Annotated in this window: 13 protein-coding genes; 3 read left to right on the top strand and 10 right to left on the bottom strand. The window is 75.1% G+C overall.

The window, feature by feature from the left end; translation table 11 throughout:
- Positions 1-82 precede the first annotated feature (82 nt).
- From F8568_RS43595 to F8568_RS43580, 4 genes are all read right to left on the bottom strand, one after another.
- A complete protein-coding gene (locus F8568_RS43595) occupies positions 83-1,492 on the bottom strand; it encodes an aldehyde dehydrogenase family protein (protein ID WP_328601150.1) in 1,410 nt (469 codons plus the stop codon).
- A gap of 119 nt (positions 1,493-1,611) precedes the next feature.
- On the bottom strand, positions 1,612-2,166 hold the full coding sequence (locus F8568_RS43590) for a hypothetical protein (RefSeq protein ID WP_151597798.1): 555 nt from the start codon (positions 2,164-2,166) through the stop codon (positions 1,612-1,614).
- 6 nt (positions 2,167-2,172) lie between these two features.
- The gene (locus F8568_RS43585) at positions 2,173-2,580 is read right to left on the bottom strand and encodes a hypothetical protein (protein ID WP_151597797.1); all 408 of its coding nucleotides are present in this window, start codon (positions 2,578-2,580) and stop codon (positions 2,173-2,175) included.
- A gap of 84 nt (positions 2,581-2,664) precedes the next feature.
- The gene (locus F8568_RS43580; RefSeq protein WP_151597796.1) at positions 2,665-4,803 is read right to left on the bottom strand and encodes a DUF6077 domain-containing protein; all 2,139 of its coding nucleotides are present in this window, start codon (positions 4,801-4,803) and stop codon (positions 2,665-2,667) included.
- A 295-nt stretch (positions 4,804-5,098) separates the two neighbouring features.
- On the opposite strand from F8568_RS43580, the gene F8568_RS43575 reads away from it, so the two are divergent.
- The gene (locus F8568_RS43575; RefSeq protein WP_151597795.1) at positions 5,099-5,572 is read left to right on the top strand and encodes a hypothetical protein; all 474 of its coding nucleotides are present in this window, start codon (positions 5,099-5,101) and stop codon (positions 5,570-5,572) included.
- 123 nt (positions 5,573-5,695) lie between these two features.
- On the opposite strand, the gene F8568_RS43570 is transcribed toward F8568_RS43575, so the two are convergent.
- From F8568_RS43570 to F8568_RS43560, 3 genes are all read right to left on the bottom strand, one after another.
- Positions 5,696-6,748 (bottom strand): ABC transporter substrate-binding protein, encoded by a 1,053-nt coding sequence (locus F8568_RS43570; protein WP_151597794.1) that lies wholly within the window; start codon positions 6,746-6,748, stop codon positions 5,696-5,698.
- A gap of 103 nt (positions 6,749-6,851) precedes the next feature.
- Positions 6,852-7,778, bottom strand: a complete 927-nt coding sequence (locus F8568_RS43565; protein ID WP_151600022.1) for an ABC transporter permease — start codon at positions 7,776-7,778, stop codon at positions 6,852-6,854.
- On the bottom strand, positions 7,768-8,604 hold the full coding sequence (locus F8568_RS43560) for an ABC transporter ATP-binding protein (RefSeq protein WP_151600021.1): 837 nt from the start codon (positions 8,602-8,604) through the stop codon (positions 7,768-7,770). The genes F8568_RS43565 and F8568_RS43560 overlap by 11 nt, the downstream gene beginning before the upstream one ends.
- A 158-nt stretch (positions 8,605-8,762) precedes the next feature.
- Here F8568_RS43560 and F8568_RS43555 point away from each other — a divergent pair, with 158 nt between their 5' ends.
- Together F8568_RS43555 and F8568_RS43550 are read left to right on the top strand one after the other, a co-directional pair.
- A complete protein-coding gene (locus tag F8568_RS43555; RefSeq protein WP_151600020.1) occupies positions 8,763-10,382 on the top strand; it encodes an ATP-binding protein in 1,620 nt (539 codons plus the stop codon).
- The gene (locus F8568_RS43550; RefSeq protein ID WP_151600019.1) at positions 10,379-11,089 is read left to right on the top strand and encodes a response regulator; all 711 of its coding nucleotides are present in this window, start codon (positions 10,379-10,381) and stop codon (positions 11,087-11,089) included. The genes F8568_RS43555 and F8568_RS43550 overlap by 4 nt, the downstream gene beginning before the upstream one ends.
- On the opposite strand, the gene F8568_RS43545 is transcribed toward F8568_RS43550, so the two are convergent.
- From F8568_RS43545 to F8568_RS43535, 3 genes are read right to left on the bottom strand one after another with little or no spacing between them, the layout of a single operon-like run.
- On the bottom strand, positions 11,038-12,042 hold the full coding sequence (locus F8568_RS43545; RefSeq protein WP_407924521.1) for an ABC transporter ATP-binding protein: 1,005 nt from the start codon (positions 12,040-12,042) through the stop codon (positions 11,038-11,040). The two genes, F8568_RS43550 and F8568_RS43545, sit on opposite strands and share 52 nt — an antisense overlap.
- 4 nt (positions 12,043-12,046) lie before the next feature.
- A complete protein-coding gene (locus F8568_RS43540; protein ID WP_151600018.1) occupies positions 12,047-12,862 on the bottom strand; it encodes an ABC transporter permease in 816 nt (271 codons plus the stop codon).
- Positions 12,855-13,643, bottom strand: coding sequence for an ABC transporter permease (locus F8568_RS43535; protein WP_151600017.1), 789 nt, complete (start codon positions 13,641-13,643; stop codon positions 12,855-12,857). Before F8568_RS43535 ends, F8568_RS43540 begins: the two co-directional genes overlap by 8 nt.
- Positions 13,644-13,786 lie beyond the last annotated feature (143 nt).

The following is a 13,786-nucleotide window of genomic DNA, read 5'->3' as shown; positions in this document are numbered from 1 at the left end:
CGATGTCGTTCCTTTCCGCACCTGCCCACGGGGGGGGGGGGGCGCCGCGCGCGGGGGCCCGGGGCCCCCTCGCGCGGGCCGCTCAGCGCTTCGAGCGGTGGATCACCTGCATCTCGGTGAAGCCGTACAGGCCCCACGGGCCGTTCTCGACGCCGACGCCGCTCCACTTGAAGCCGCCGAACGGCTGGTGCGGCGCGAGCGCGAGGTGGGTGTTGACCCAGGCGGTGCCGCATTCCAGCTCCGCGGCGACCTCCGCGGCGCGGTCGGCGTCCGCGCTCCACACCGAGCCCGACAGCCCGAAGTGGGTGCCGTTGGCGCGGGCGAGCGCCTCGTCCAGGTCGGTGTACTTGATGACCGGCAGCGCGGGCCCGAACTGCTCCTCGTCCACGATGCGGGCGCCGTCGGCGATGTCGGCGAGGATCGTCGGCTCGAAGAAGTATCCGGGGCCGTCGATCGGCTTGCCGCCGGCCGCCGCGCGGGCGCCGCCGGCCAGCGCCTCGGCGACCAGCTCGCCGACCCGCTCGTACTGCGGCCTGTTGTTGATCGGCCCGTACTGGACGCCCTCGTCCATGCCGTTGCCGACCTTCGCGGCCTTCGCCTGCTCGGCGAGCGCGTCGACCACGTCGCCGTACAGCGCCTCCGGCACGTACACGCGCTTGATCGCCGAGCAGACCTGGCCGTTGTTCTGGAACGCGCCGCCGAACAGCTTCGGCGCGACGGCCGCCGGGTCGGCGTCGTCCAGCAGGATCGCCGGGTCGTTGCCGCCGAGCTCCAGCGTGACCCGCTTGAGGTCCGGTGCGGCGGCCGCGGCGACCCGCTTGCCGGTGGCGACGCTGCCGGTGAAGCTGATCTTGCGCGGGACCTCGTGCGCGGTCATCCAGGCGCCCAGCTCGTCGCCGCCGGTGACGACGTTGAGCACGCCCGGCGGCAGGACGTCGCGCAGCACCTCGCCGAGCTTCAGGCTGGACAGCGGGGTGAACGGGGACGGCTTGAGCACCATCGTGTTGCCGGCCAGCAGCGCGGGCGCGATCTTCCAGACCGCCAGCAGCAGCGGGTAGTTCCAGGGGGTGATGGCGGCGACGACGCCCATCGGGCGGCGGACGACCTCGACCACCGCGTTGTCGTCGTCCTGGATGACCTCGCGGGGCAGGTCCAGCTCGGCGAAGTACTTGAGCCACACCCCGGCGCCGACGACCTCCATGGTCCCGTCGGCGAGCGGCTTGCCCTGCTCCAGGGTCAGGATCCGGCCGATCTCCTCGGACCGGGCGAAGAGCACGTCGGCGGCGGCCAGCAGCGCCTTGCGCCGGGCCGCCTCGTCGCGGCGCCACGCGGGGAAGGCGGCCTGCGCGGCGGCCATCGCCGCGTCCAGCTGCTCGCGGGAGGCGTCGGGCGCCTGCTCGGCCACCTCGCCGGTCGCGGGGTTGATCACTCCGAAGGCGGCGGGCGCGGCCACCGCCGCGCCGTCGATGGTCATCGCGAAGTTCTCGGGCACGTTGCTCCTCCGCTCGGGGGGCGGCTAACCGAATCGCGTTCAGTATTCACCCCGAGCCGCCCTCTTGACGAGCGGCCCCGGCGCCGGATCCGGGCCGCGGCCGGGGCCGCCCGTCACCGTCAGGCGGCGAAGATCCGCTCCAGCAGGTCGCGGTACCCGCGCAGCGCCAGCCGGAGCCGCTCGGTGTCCGGGGCTCCGTGCCGGGCGGCCTCGTCGGACAGCGCCCGGCGGTGCGTCCCCGCCGAGCGGCTCAGCGCCTCGACCGCCTCGGCGGCCAGGGCGTCGGCCGCCCGGACGGACTCGGCCGGGTCGTCGACGAAGCCGGACTGCACCTCGTGCCAGCGCTGCCGGAACCGCTCGGCGTCCGCCGGGTCGAACAGCCGCTCCGGGACGCCGCCGAGCCCGGCGGGCGTCGGGTGCAGGCCGGGCCGGGCCCCGCCGGGGGCGGGACTCGGGAAGCCGGTCGCCACCTCGTCCTCGGCCAGCCCCGCGGCGGGGACCGGGTCGGGCGAGGTGTCCTCGGCGGGGTCGCACTCCGCCGGCGCCGGCGGAGGACCGGCGACGTGCACGTCCCCGGCCGCGCCCGGGTCCGCGGTCCCGGCGGCGCGGGCCCGCTCGTCCGCTGCCGCCCCGCCGGCAGGGGACGCCGCCTGCTCCGGTGACCTGTGCTGCATCGGCGCTCAGCTCCTCGTGGTGCGCTCGTCGTCGCGGCCGGTGCGCCCGTCGCCGGGCTCGCCGGCGCGCGGGCCGGGCACGCGGGCGGCCTCGCCGTCCGCGCCGCGCCGGACTCCTTCCCCGGGGGCCCCGGAAGCGGGGCCCTGAACGGCGTCATCGGGGGCGGTGCGCTGGACGGGAACCGACAGCAGGTCCTCGAACAGGGCGCGATTGTGCACCATGGCCTGCCGCAGCTCCTCGGTGGACGCCTTCCCCTCGGCGGCGCGCCCGCCGTGCCGCTGGACGGCCCGGTCGTACTCGGGGCCGAAGCGCCCGCGCAGCCGCCGCGTCCGCGCCCGCCTCCGGGCGAGGAGCACGACCGCGGCGACGGCGGCGATGATCAGGGCGATGACGACCATGACGGCGGTCGACATTGTCTGTCCTCCAACGTGCGTCGGATCGAATGGAGCGCCGATGCCCGGACAGACGCGGTCGAAACAGACCTAAAGGGAAAAGGCCTAAGGGGTGCGGGGTCCCTCGCCGGAGAAGAGGCAGACCAGCCGGCCGACCCGGCGGCGAGCGGACAGCCCGGCCTTCTCCAGCAGGGCCAGCCCGCGCAGGTCGCGCGGGTGGGCGCAGGCGACGGCGACCCCGGCGCGGCGGATCGCGCCCCGGAGCTCGACGAGCGCGGGCTTGCGGCCGCCGGGCCGGCGCACCGCCGCGGTCAGCACCTGCCGGTCGGTCGCGAACCGGGCCGGGACGGGCAGGTTCCGCAGGTAGTGCCCGTTGGGGTTGGCCGCGTGGACGCGGGCGGTCAGCAGCGGCACCGCCCGCATGTAGCCCTGCGGCATCACCACCACGCCGCCGGTACGGGCCAGGTCCACGACCCGGCGGGCCGTCCCCACCTGCCCCGGCGGGAGCTTCCACGACGGGCGCGACGCGACGAACGAGCCGTTCTCCGCCGACCAGAGCGGCGTGCCGCCGACGACCATCGTGACCGCCAGGGCGGCGGCCGGCAGAGCGGCGGCGAGTACGCCGGGCGCCCGCCGCCCGCCGGCGGGGACGGGGACCCGCACCGTGGCCAGCAGCCCGATCAGGACGGGCGCGGGCACCACCCACATCGTCCGCCACAACACCTGGCCCGCCCCCGTCGCGTCCGCCGCGAGGCGCAGGACGCCCGGCACCAGCAGCAGCGCGATCACCGCGGCCACTCCTGCGCCGATGAGCGCGGGGACGCCGCGCCGCGCCGTCCACGGCGCGAGCCACAGCGCGCACCCCGCGAGGACCCCGGGCGCGGAGTACAGCAGCACCCACCGGAAGTCGTCGGAGGCGTCGCCGACGAATCCCGTGACGGTGGTGTCGTGGTCCTGCAGTGTGACCACCGCGCCCGCCGCGATCGGGTAGGTGAGCGCGACGCAGGCCGCCAGGCCGGTCCGGACCCGTCCGGACGCGATCAGCGGGACCGCGGCGGCGCCGACGGCCAGCGGCAGCACGAACGCGGCCGAGGAGGTCAGCCCGGTCGCGGCGACGCCGCAGGCGGCGAGCATCACCAGGTCGCGCCGCCTCCGGCGCTCGGCCCAGCGCGTGAGGCGGACGTACAGCAGCGGGATGAGCGCCGACACCATCACGGCCTTGCCCTGCCACATCCGCAGCAGGTGGAACGAGCCGAGCGACGCGGGGCCGAGCCCGGACCACAGCAGGTACACGGCCGCGACCGCGAAGCACGCCGCCGCCCGGCGCGGCGCCCACGCGCGCGACAGCCGCCACGCGGCCCACACCGCGATGAACGTGACGACCGGCAGCAGCACGTAGTACACGAAGGACGCCGCCGGGACGCCGGCGATCCGCGCGAGGCTCCCGGCGAGCACCTCGATGGACGAGACCGGAGGCTCGCCGGCGACCGGGCCGGCCGTCCCGGAGGTGAAGATGGCGTCCTTGAACGGGATGCGGCCGAGCGCGGCCGTCGCGACGGACCGGGAGACGAAGTAGGCGTCGTCGCCGTCGGAGTTGACGACGAACAGGGACGCGGCCGAGAAGCCGGCGGCGGTGGCGAGCGCGAGCGGCGTCCCCCGCCGGCTCGCGGGCGCCTCCGGGGCGGAGGTCTCACCGGACCCGGTGAGTGTGCGCGCGGGGGACTCGTCCGTGGAGCGCTCGTGCGCGGCTGTGGCGTCCGGTGCGGCGTCCGGTGCGGGCGGCGCGGCGGCGGAGAAGCGGCGGCGGAGCAGCAGGCAGGCGGCGGACGCCGCCGCGGAGACCAGCCCGAACGTCCAGGCGCACCACCACGGGGCGCCGGACGTCTGCAGGCCGGCGCAGGCGCCCGCGACGATCCCCGCCACGACCGCGACCAGGGCGAGAGCGCGCGGGGGAGCGGGGGAGCGCGCGGCGGCGGGCTCCGGCCACAGCGGCCCGGCTCCCGGGCCGTCCCCCCGCCCGCGCAGCGCCCACGCGGCGGCGGCCGCGGCGGACAGGCCGAGCCAGCACGCGAGCAGCGCCCAGGTCGGCGGCCGCAGCAGCAGGCCGGCGTGGTAGACGACCGTCCACACCGCGAACAGCAGGACGGCGGCGTCGACCGCCCCGTCCACGGCGCGTCCGGTGCGGTCCGCGTCCGGCGCGGTGCGGCCGTGCCCGCCGGCGGCGGGCACCCTCAGTCCGATCATGCTTCCCCCGAAAGCGATGGCGTGCCGTCGTGCTCTGTCTTCGCCTTTCTTCGCCGCAGAGGCGGAACGCGTTCGCGGCGGCCGCGGACTTGATCTTGTTGCGTAGGACGCCCGGCCCGCCGGAGCGGTTGGCGTGGCGCGGCCGATTCCTGGAGGTCCGCTGAACGTTCGCTGCAAACCCCCCGGTCATCGCACCCGAGGGGCAATAGGGACGGATTTACTGCGCTACGCCTGGTGCGCGTGTTCTGATGGACCGGTACCGGAAGGGCGCGCGTTCGATGGGATGTGATGCGCGGTGCGCCACGCGTTCGGCTTCGTCCTCGGCCTCCTGCTGACCCCCGCGCTGGCGTACGGCGCCGCCTGGGGTTTCGTGCAGGGCGGGCAGTCCTTCGACGGGACCGGCCAGGAGATCACCGACCGCACGCGCATCTACGGGGCGTTCGCGCTGCTGGCCGCCGTCGGCCTCGTGACGGGCGTGATCATCGTGGCGCGCTGGGCGTCGCCGCTCGTCTCGCTCGTGCCCGCGCTGGCGCTGCTCGGCTTCTCGGTCGCCTTCCTCATCGATCCCGGCCGCGTCCTGGACCTGCCGTCCAAGGTGCCGCCGTCGGGCGACATGGACGACGGGCTGCGGACGCTGCTCGGCTCGGGGATGTACGCGATGATGGGCTTCGCGCTGCTGATGCCGTCGTGGGCGCCGCGCCGCTGGGGTTCCGGCCGCCGCGACGACGAGGCCGCCGACGTGGACTTCTACTCCGCCGCGGGCCGCTGACGACCCGCGCCGCGGGCGGGGACGGCGGCCGTCCCCGCGCGGGACGCGCCACCGCGAACGTGAGCGGGCCGGACCTCCGCGCAAGGTCCGGCCCGCGTCCGTCGCGCCCTGGGGCGCCGTCCGTCAGGACTGCTTCGCCTTGGTGACGAACTGGGTCGTGTAGGTCTTCGACAGGTCGACCTGGTCCTTCTTGCCCTGCACGTTGGGCGAGAACTGGGCCAGTACCTCCAGCACGTTCTTCGCCCCGTCGGCGGGCATGACGCCGTCGCCGTTGAACATGCTGATCGAGTCGGTGATCGCCTGCTCGTACAGCTTCGGGTCGCCGCCCGCGTAGTCGGCCGGCATCTTCGCCGCGATCTCCGCCGGCTTGTGCCCCCCGATCCAGCCGAGCGTCTTGACGAACGCGTTCGCGAGCTTCTGCACCGTCTCGGTGTGCGACTTCACGTACGAGCAGTCCATGTAGAGCGAGCCGGACGGGTAGAGCCCGCCGAGCGCCTTGCGGGTGCCGTCCTCGGTCCGCATCTCCACCATGACCTTCGCCTTGCCGGTGGAGACCAGCTTGGCGATCGTCGGGTCGGTGGTCATGCCGGCGTCGATCCCGCCGTTGTCGAGCGTGGAGATGAACGCCGGGCCGGCGCCCGCCTTCACCGTGGTGTAGTCCGAGGTCTTCACACCGTTGCGGACCGCGAGCGCCCGGGTGATGAAGTCGGTGGACGAGCCCGGGCTGGTCACGCCCAGCTTCTTGCCCTTGAACGCGGCGGGCGACGCGAGCGAGGCCGCCTTCTTGGACGCGACCATCTCCGCCTCGCCGGGCACGTCGGCCATCTGCACGACGCTCTGCACGCACTTGCCCTTGGTCTGCAGGTCGATGGTGTGGTCGTAGAAGCCGACGACGCCCTGCACGTCCCCGGAGATCAGCACGTTCTCGGCCTGCGCGCCGGCCGGCTCGGTGAGCAGCTGGACGTCCAGGCCCTGCTCCTTGAAGTAGCCGAGCTGCTCGGTCAGCTTGGCGGGCAGGTAGATGACCTTGTCGATGCCGCCGACCATGATCTTGACGGTGCCGCCGTCCTTCCCGCCGCCGTCCCCGCCGCCGCGCGAGTCGCGGCAGGCCGAGACGGACAGGGCGGTGACGGCGGCGACCGCCGCGGCGGTGACGCGGATCGGGGTGGTGCGCATGGTGGTTCTCCCGGTCGTGCGAGGGGGTGGGGTCGTGCGAGGGGTGGGGTGGCCGGGCCCGCCGCGGGGCCGGGCCCGGCGGGCTCTGGGAGCGGCGCCGCGGTCAGATCTGCGGGTCGGCGCCGGCGGCCGGCGGGCGCCAGCGCAGCAGCCGGCCCTCCACCAGCGTCAGCAGCCACTCGGCGAGCAGCGCCAGCACCGTGATGATGATCATTCCGGCGTAGATGCCGGCCGAGTCGAAGGTGCCCTGGGAGTGGTTGATCAGCAGGCCGAGGCCCTTGTCGGCGCCGCTGTACTCGCCGACGATCGCGCCGATGATCGCGAACCCGAACGCCGAGTGCAGCGAGGCGAGGATCCACGAGGTGGCGCTCGGCACCACGATCGTCCACAGCACCTGCATCCGGCCGGCGCCGAGGATCCGGGCGTTGTTCACCAGGTTGCGATCCACCTCGCGGGCGCCCTGGAAGGCGTTGAAGAACACCGCGAAGAACACCAGCACGAACGCGGTCGCGATCTTGGACTCCATGCCGAGCCCGAACCAGATCACGAACAGCGAGGCCAGGATGATCCGCGGGATCGCGTTCACCGCCTTGATGAACGGCGCGCACACGTCCGACAGGTAGCGGCTGCGGCCGAGCACGATGCCGAGCACCACGCCGCCCGCGGCGCCGAGCACGAAGCCCGCCACCGCCTCCTGCAGCGTGTAGGAGATCTGCTCCCAGATCGAGCCCTGCGAGGTCCCGTCGGTGAACCAGCCGGCCAGCCGGCTCCAGATCTTCGACGGCATCGAGTAGTAGAACGGGTCGATCCAGGTGCGGGCGGCCAGCTCCCACGAGCCGAGCCACGCCGCGACCAGCAGGACGCGGACGCCGTTGACGCCGACCCGGCGGCGCAGCCCGGCCGAGCGCATCCGCGCGATCGCGGCCGACTCGTCCGCCGTCCCGGACGGCCCGCCCGCGGCCGGGGCCGCCTGCTCCTGCTCCTGCGGCCCGGCCTCGGCGGCCGGCACGGTCTCCGGTTCACGCGGCATGGCCGGCGCCCCTCTCCCTGGTGATCTGGACCTCTTCGCGCAGCGAGTCCCAGACCTCCCGGTAGACGTCCAGGAACTCCGCGGTGAGCCGCACCTCCTCGGCGTCGCGCGGCCGCTCCAGCGGCACCCCGAACGCGCCCTTGATCGTGGCGGGCCCGGCCGTCATCACCACGACCCGGTCGGCCAGGACGAGCGCCTCCTCCAGATCGTGGGTGACGAACACGACGGCCGCGCCCGACCCCGACCACAGCCGCAGCAGCTCGTCCTGCATGAGCCCGCGGGTCTGCACGTCCAGCGCGGAGAACGGCTCGTCCATCAGCAGCACCGACGGCTCGTTCACCAGCGTCTGGGCGAGCGCGACGCGCTTGCGCATCCCGCCGGACAGCTGGTGCGGGTAGTAGCCCTCGAAGCCTTCGAGGCCGACCCGGGCGACCCAGTCGCGGGCGCGCTCGCGGGCCTCCTTGCGGCCCGCGCCGCGGTAGCGGGGGCCGGTCGCGACGTTGTCCAGGACGGTCCGCCACGGCAGCACGGCGTCGTTCTGGAACATGTAGCCGACGCCGTCGGGGATGCCGTCGACGGGCCGGCCGTGCACGAGGGCGGCGCCCTCCGACGCCGGCTCCAGGCCGGACACCAGGGACAGGGTGGTGGACTTGCCGCAGCCGGTCGGCCCGACCACGGCGACGAACTCGCCGGCCCGGACGGTCATGTTCAGGTCGCGGACCGCGGTGTGCACGCCGCCGCCGGACGAGCGGAAGCGCTTGGTCGCGCCGCGCAGCTCGATGACGGGGCCGCCCGCGCTCTCGGGGGTGGTTGCTCGCTTGGGCATGGCGGAACCGTAGGGACGTGGCCCGCGTCACCGGAACCCTTGCCCGCGATGTGCTCGCAAGCCGCGAATTCCCACGTTGAGCGCGTATTCCACACTTTCGCTCATTCTGCTCGCCGGGGTCTGGGCGGCGGCCCCCGGCGTGGCGTACGGTGCGGGTCATGTCCGTCCGGCCCCGCATCCCCTTCGCCCGCCAGGTGCTGATCCTGCAGGTGGGCGTGGTCGTCGTCGTGGCGTGCCTCGGCTACGGGCTGGTCGCCTGGATGCTGGACGGCGAGCTGCGCGACCAGTACGGGCAGCGGGCCCTCACCGTCGCGCGCGCCGTCGCCGTCGACCCGCAGATCGAGGCCGCGGTGGCCGCGGGCGACCCCGGGCACGTCGTGCAGGACCGCGCCGAGCGCGTCCGGATCCGCACCGGCGCGCTGTTCGTCGTGGTGACCGACCGGCACGGCATCCGGTACTCGCACCCGACGCCGTCCGAGGTCGGCCGGCGGGTGAGCACCGACCCGTCGGAGGCGCTCGCCGGGCACGAGGTCGTCAACGTCGAGCGCGGCACGCTCGGCCTGTCCGCGCGCGGCAAGGTGCCGCTGTACGGGCCGCAGGGCCGCGTCCTCGGCGAGGTCAGCGTCGGCTTCGACGCGGGCGCGATCGACCGGGAGCTCGACCACCTGCTGCGCGACCTGACGCTGTTCATCGCCGGCGCCGTGCTGCTCGGCGTGCTGGCCTCCGCCGCGATCGGCCGCCGGCTGAAGCGCCAGACGCTCGGCCTGGAGCCCTATGAGCTGACCGAGCTGGTGCGGGAGCGCGAGGCCGTCCTGCACGGCGTCGGCGAGGGCGTGGTGGCGGTCGACACGGCGGGCCGCGTCGCGGTCTGCAACGACGAGGCGGCCCGGCTCCTCGGCGCCGACCCCGAGCGCGGCGCGTCCGCCGCCGGGCTCGCGCCGGAGGGGGCGCTGCGCGACGTGCTGACCGGCGGCCGCGAGGCCGCCAACCTGTTCGTCACCGCCGGCGAGCGGGTGCTGGTGGTGAACCGCCGGGAGGTCCGCCGCGACGGCCGCGACCTCGGCGCCGTGGTCACCCTGCGCGACCGCACCGACCTGGAGACCCTCGCCCGCGAGCTGGACTCGGTCAGCACGCTGTTCGACGCGCTGCGCGCGCAGCGGCACGAGTACGCCAACCGGCTGCACACCCTGTCCGGGCTGCTCCAGCTCGGGCACGCCGAGGAGGCCGCCGGCTACCTCGGCGCGCTGATGGACGACGAGGTGGGCCGGCTGCCCGCCGCCGAGGAGCTGCCCGACCCGCTCACCGACCCCTACCTGCGGGCGTTCCTGGCCGCCAAGTCGGCCGTCGCCGCCGAGAAGGGCGTCCGGCTGGACATCGGCTCCGCCAGCTACGTGCCGGGCCGGGTCGCCGAGCCGCTGGACGTGACGACCGTGGTCGGCAACCTCGTCGACAACGCCGTCGAGGCCGCCCGGCTGGGCCGCCGGCGGCCCGCCCGGGTCGAGGTGGAGCTGCTCGGCGACGGCCGCGACCTGCACGTCACCGTCGCCGACTCCGGCGACGGGCTGCCGGACGGGCTGCGCGAGGCGGTGTTCGACGACGGGGTGTCCACCCGGGAGGCCGCCGGCGGCCGCTCGCGCGGCCTCGGGCTCGGGCTCGCGCGCCGCACCGCCCGCGCCCGCGACGGCGACGTCGCGTTCGTCGACCCCGGCGGAGACGGGACGGGCGCGGTCGCGGTGGCCCGGCTGCCCGGCGTCCTGGGCGCGGAGGCGGTCCGATGACCGGGCGCGCGGGCGCGGCGGCCGAGCGCGAGGGCGGCTCCGCGATCGGGGTGCTGGTGGTGGACGACGACTTCCGGGTGGCGCAGGTGCACGCCGGCTTCGTGGCGGGCCTGCCCGGCTTCGCCGTCACCGGCCTCGCGCACACCGCCGCCGAGGCCCGGTCGATGGCCGCCGAGCTGGCGCCCGACCTCGTCCTGCTGGACGTCTACCTGCCGGACGAGCCGGGCCTCGCGCTGCTGCCCGAGCTGGCCGCCGACGTGATCATGGCGACTGCGGCGGCGGACCCCGGCACCGTCCGCGAGGCCCTCGCCGGCGGCGCGCTGCACTACCTGGTCAAGCCGTTCACCGCCGCCGCGCTCGGCGAGCGGCTCACCGCCTACGCCCGCTACCGGGCCGCCCTCGACGGCGCGGACGAGCTGTCGCAGGCCGCGCTCGACGGCGCGCTGCGCGCCCTCTACGCGCCGCTGCACGCCGAGCCGTCCGCGCCGAAGGGGCAGTCGCCGGTGACGGCCCGGCTGATCGCCGAGGCGCTGCGGGCGGCGGACGAGCCGCGCTCGGCGGCCGAGGTCGCCGACCTGGTCGGGATCTCCCGCGCCACCGCGCAGCGCTACCTCGCCGGGCTCGCCCAGTCCGGCCGCGTGGTGGTGACGCTGCGCTACGGCGCGACGGGCCGCCCCGAGCACCAGTACGCGTGGTCGCCGCGGTAGAGCGCGGCGAGGACGTCCTCGATGCCGGCCTCGCGCAGCGAGATGTCGCGGATCTCGTGGCGCCGCGCGAGCTCCGCCACCAGCGCCGCGGCGTTCTCCTCGCGCGGGATCCGCAGCCACTGCCGCGCCCCCTCGACCCGCTCGGCCCGGATCCCGCCGAGCGCGATCGGCGGCGCGGGCTCGGCCAGCTCGACCACCAGCGTCCGGTCGGCGTCGACGGTGCGGCGCAGCTCGTCGAGCCCGCCGTCGTAGGCGAGCCGGCCCCGGTCGATGATCATGACGCGGCGGCAGAGCCGCTCGATGTCGCCGAGGTCGTGCGTGGTCAGCAGGATCGTGGTGCCGCGCTCGCGGTTGATGCGCTCCAGGAAGTCGCGGACGGTCGTCTTGCTCACCACGTCCAGCCCGATCGTCGGCTCGTCCAGCACCAGCAGCTCCGGGTCGTGCAGCAGCGCCGCGGCGAGGTCGCCGCGCATCCGCTGGCCGAGGCTGAGCTGCCGCACCGGCGTCCGCAGGAACGGCTCCAGCTCCAGCAGCGCGGTCAGCTCCGCCAGCCGCGCGCGGTGCGCCGCCGCGTCGACCCGGTACAGCCGCCGGACGAGCGTGAGGCTGTCGCGCAGCGGCAGATCCCACCACAGCGTCGTGCGCTGCCCGAACACGACGCCGATCCGGCGGGCGAGGGCCGTGCGGCGGCGCGACGGGTCCAGCCCGCACACCCGCAGGGTGCCGGACGAGGCCGTCAGGATGCCGGTGAGCATCTTGATCGTCGTCGACTTGCCCGCGCCGTTCGGGCCGAGGTAGCCGACGAACTCGCCGCGCCCGACGGTGAACGACACCCCGTCCACGGCGCGCAGCGCCGTGCGGCCGCGCCGCAGCACGCCGGCGCGCCCGCGGACGGTGAAGGACTTGACGACGTCCCGGGCCTCGATCATCGGCCCGTCCTCGCTCGCCGGCATCGGCTCAGCTCCCTGTCGATCGGTAGTGCCGGATCCCCGCCCGCCAGGCGACCGCCGCCGCGGCGCACAGCACGGCGGCGATGGCGGGGGAGGCGAACCGCGCCGCCGCCGGCAGCCCGAGCGGGTCCGGCCGGTCCAGGACGTACAGCGCGGGCTGCCAGTTGACGAACGCCAGCGGCACGACGAACGTAACCCCGCGCACGAAGTCGCGGGCGAACACCGTCATCGGGTACTGGGTGACGAACGCGCCGCCGTAGGTGAGCGACTTCGTGGCGCCGTGGCTGTCGACCAGCACGAACTGCACCGCCGCCGTCAGCACCCACAGCCCCGCGAAGATCGCCGTCCCGGACGCCGCCATCAGCGGGATCATCGCGACGCGGCCCGGCGTCCACGGCACGTCCAGCCGGGGCAGCGCGAACGCGAGGACCGCCGTCGCCGGAATGAGCTTGCCGAGCCGGCGGGCCGAGAAGTTCTCGGTCGCGATCTGGATCAGCGGGCTCACCGGACGCACGAGCACCGCGTCCAGGGTCCCCAGCCGCACCCGCTCGCCGAGCTGCTCGGTCGTGCCGAGCAGCAGGTCGGAGACCGTGAACGACAGGGCGCTGGTGGCGTAGAGGAAGAGCACCTCGGGCGCGGTGAACCCGGCGATGCGCGGCGCCCGCGAGAACAGCACGAGGATCGCGGCGGCGTCCAGGAAGCTGACGACCGCGGTCGCCACCGCGAGCAGGGCCAGCGACACCGGGTACTGCGCCGCCGCGCGGATCCACGTCCACGCCAGCAGCGCGTACGTCCGCACCGGCCGCGTTCCGCGCTCACCCACCGTGGATCACCAGCTTCCGGCGCGCCGCGCGGGTCAGCAGCCACCCGGCGGCGAGCAGGACCGCCGCCCAGCCGGCCTGGAACGCCAGCGCGCCGAGCAGCCCCGCGCCGGTGCGGTGGCCGAGGAACACGTCCGCCGGCACCTGGAGCTGCGCCGCCCACGGCAGCAGCGAGGCGATGTCGCCGAGCCGCCCGGGGAACACCACCAGGGGCAGGATCATCCCGGAGAAGAACAGCGACATCACCAGCGTGACCGCGTTCAGGCCCCGGTCGTCGTGCAGCCAGAACATGCCGAGCGCCACCAGGTAGCGGATCGCGAAGCTGACCAGTGCGCCGAGCGCCACCGCCGCCGTGAACGCGGCGAGCCCGGCCGGGCCGGGCCAGCGGAAGGGGAACAGCAGCGTGCCCGCGGCCAGCGGCGGCCCGGCGCGCAGCAGCAGCGACCCGGTGGCGCGGCCGAGGTCCTCGGCGAGCCACCAGCCCTGCAGCCCGACCGGGCGGTGCAGGTCGATCGCGACGTCGCCGTTGCGGATCCGCTCGGTGAGGTCCATCCCGCCGAAGATCTGCACCGGGCCGATCAGGGCCTGGGTGAGGAAGCAGAACGTGACGGCGTCGGCCGCGTCGTAGCCGCCGAGCGCCGGACGGGCGTGCCAGAGCGCCAGCAGCACATAGGCGCGGACGAAGCCGAAAGCGGTGTTGGTCAGCGACTCGGCCAGGGAGCCGAGCGGGTAGGCGGCGTGGCGGCGCAGCCCGTACCACCACACCCACGCGAGAACGCCCACTCGCCGGAAGCCTAGACAAGGGACGGCCCGGCGACCACGTAATTTCGCACAGTGACCGCCGGGCCGTCCCCCCGAACCCCGTTCACTTGCGGCGAGTACTACAGCAACGGCCCGGCAAACCGGGGGGAGGGAACGATGTGTAG

It is taken from the genome of Actinomadura physcomitrii (assembly GCF_008923205.2).
Classification (GTDB): domain Bacteria; phylum Actinomycetota; class Actinomycetes; order Streptosporangiales; family Streptosporangiaceae; genus Spirillospora; species Spirillospora physcomitrii.
This window is presented reverse-complemented; position numbering and strand designations above follow the sequence as displayed.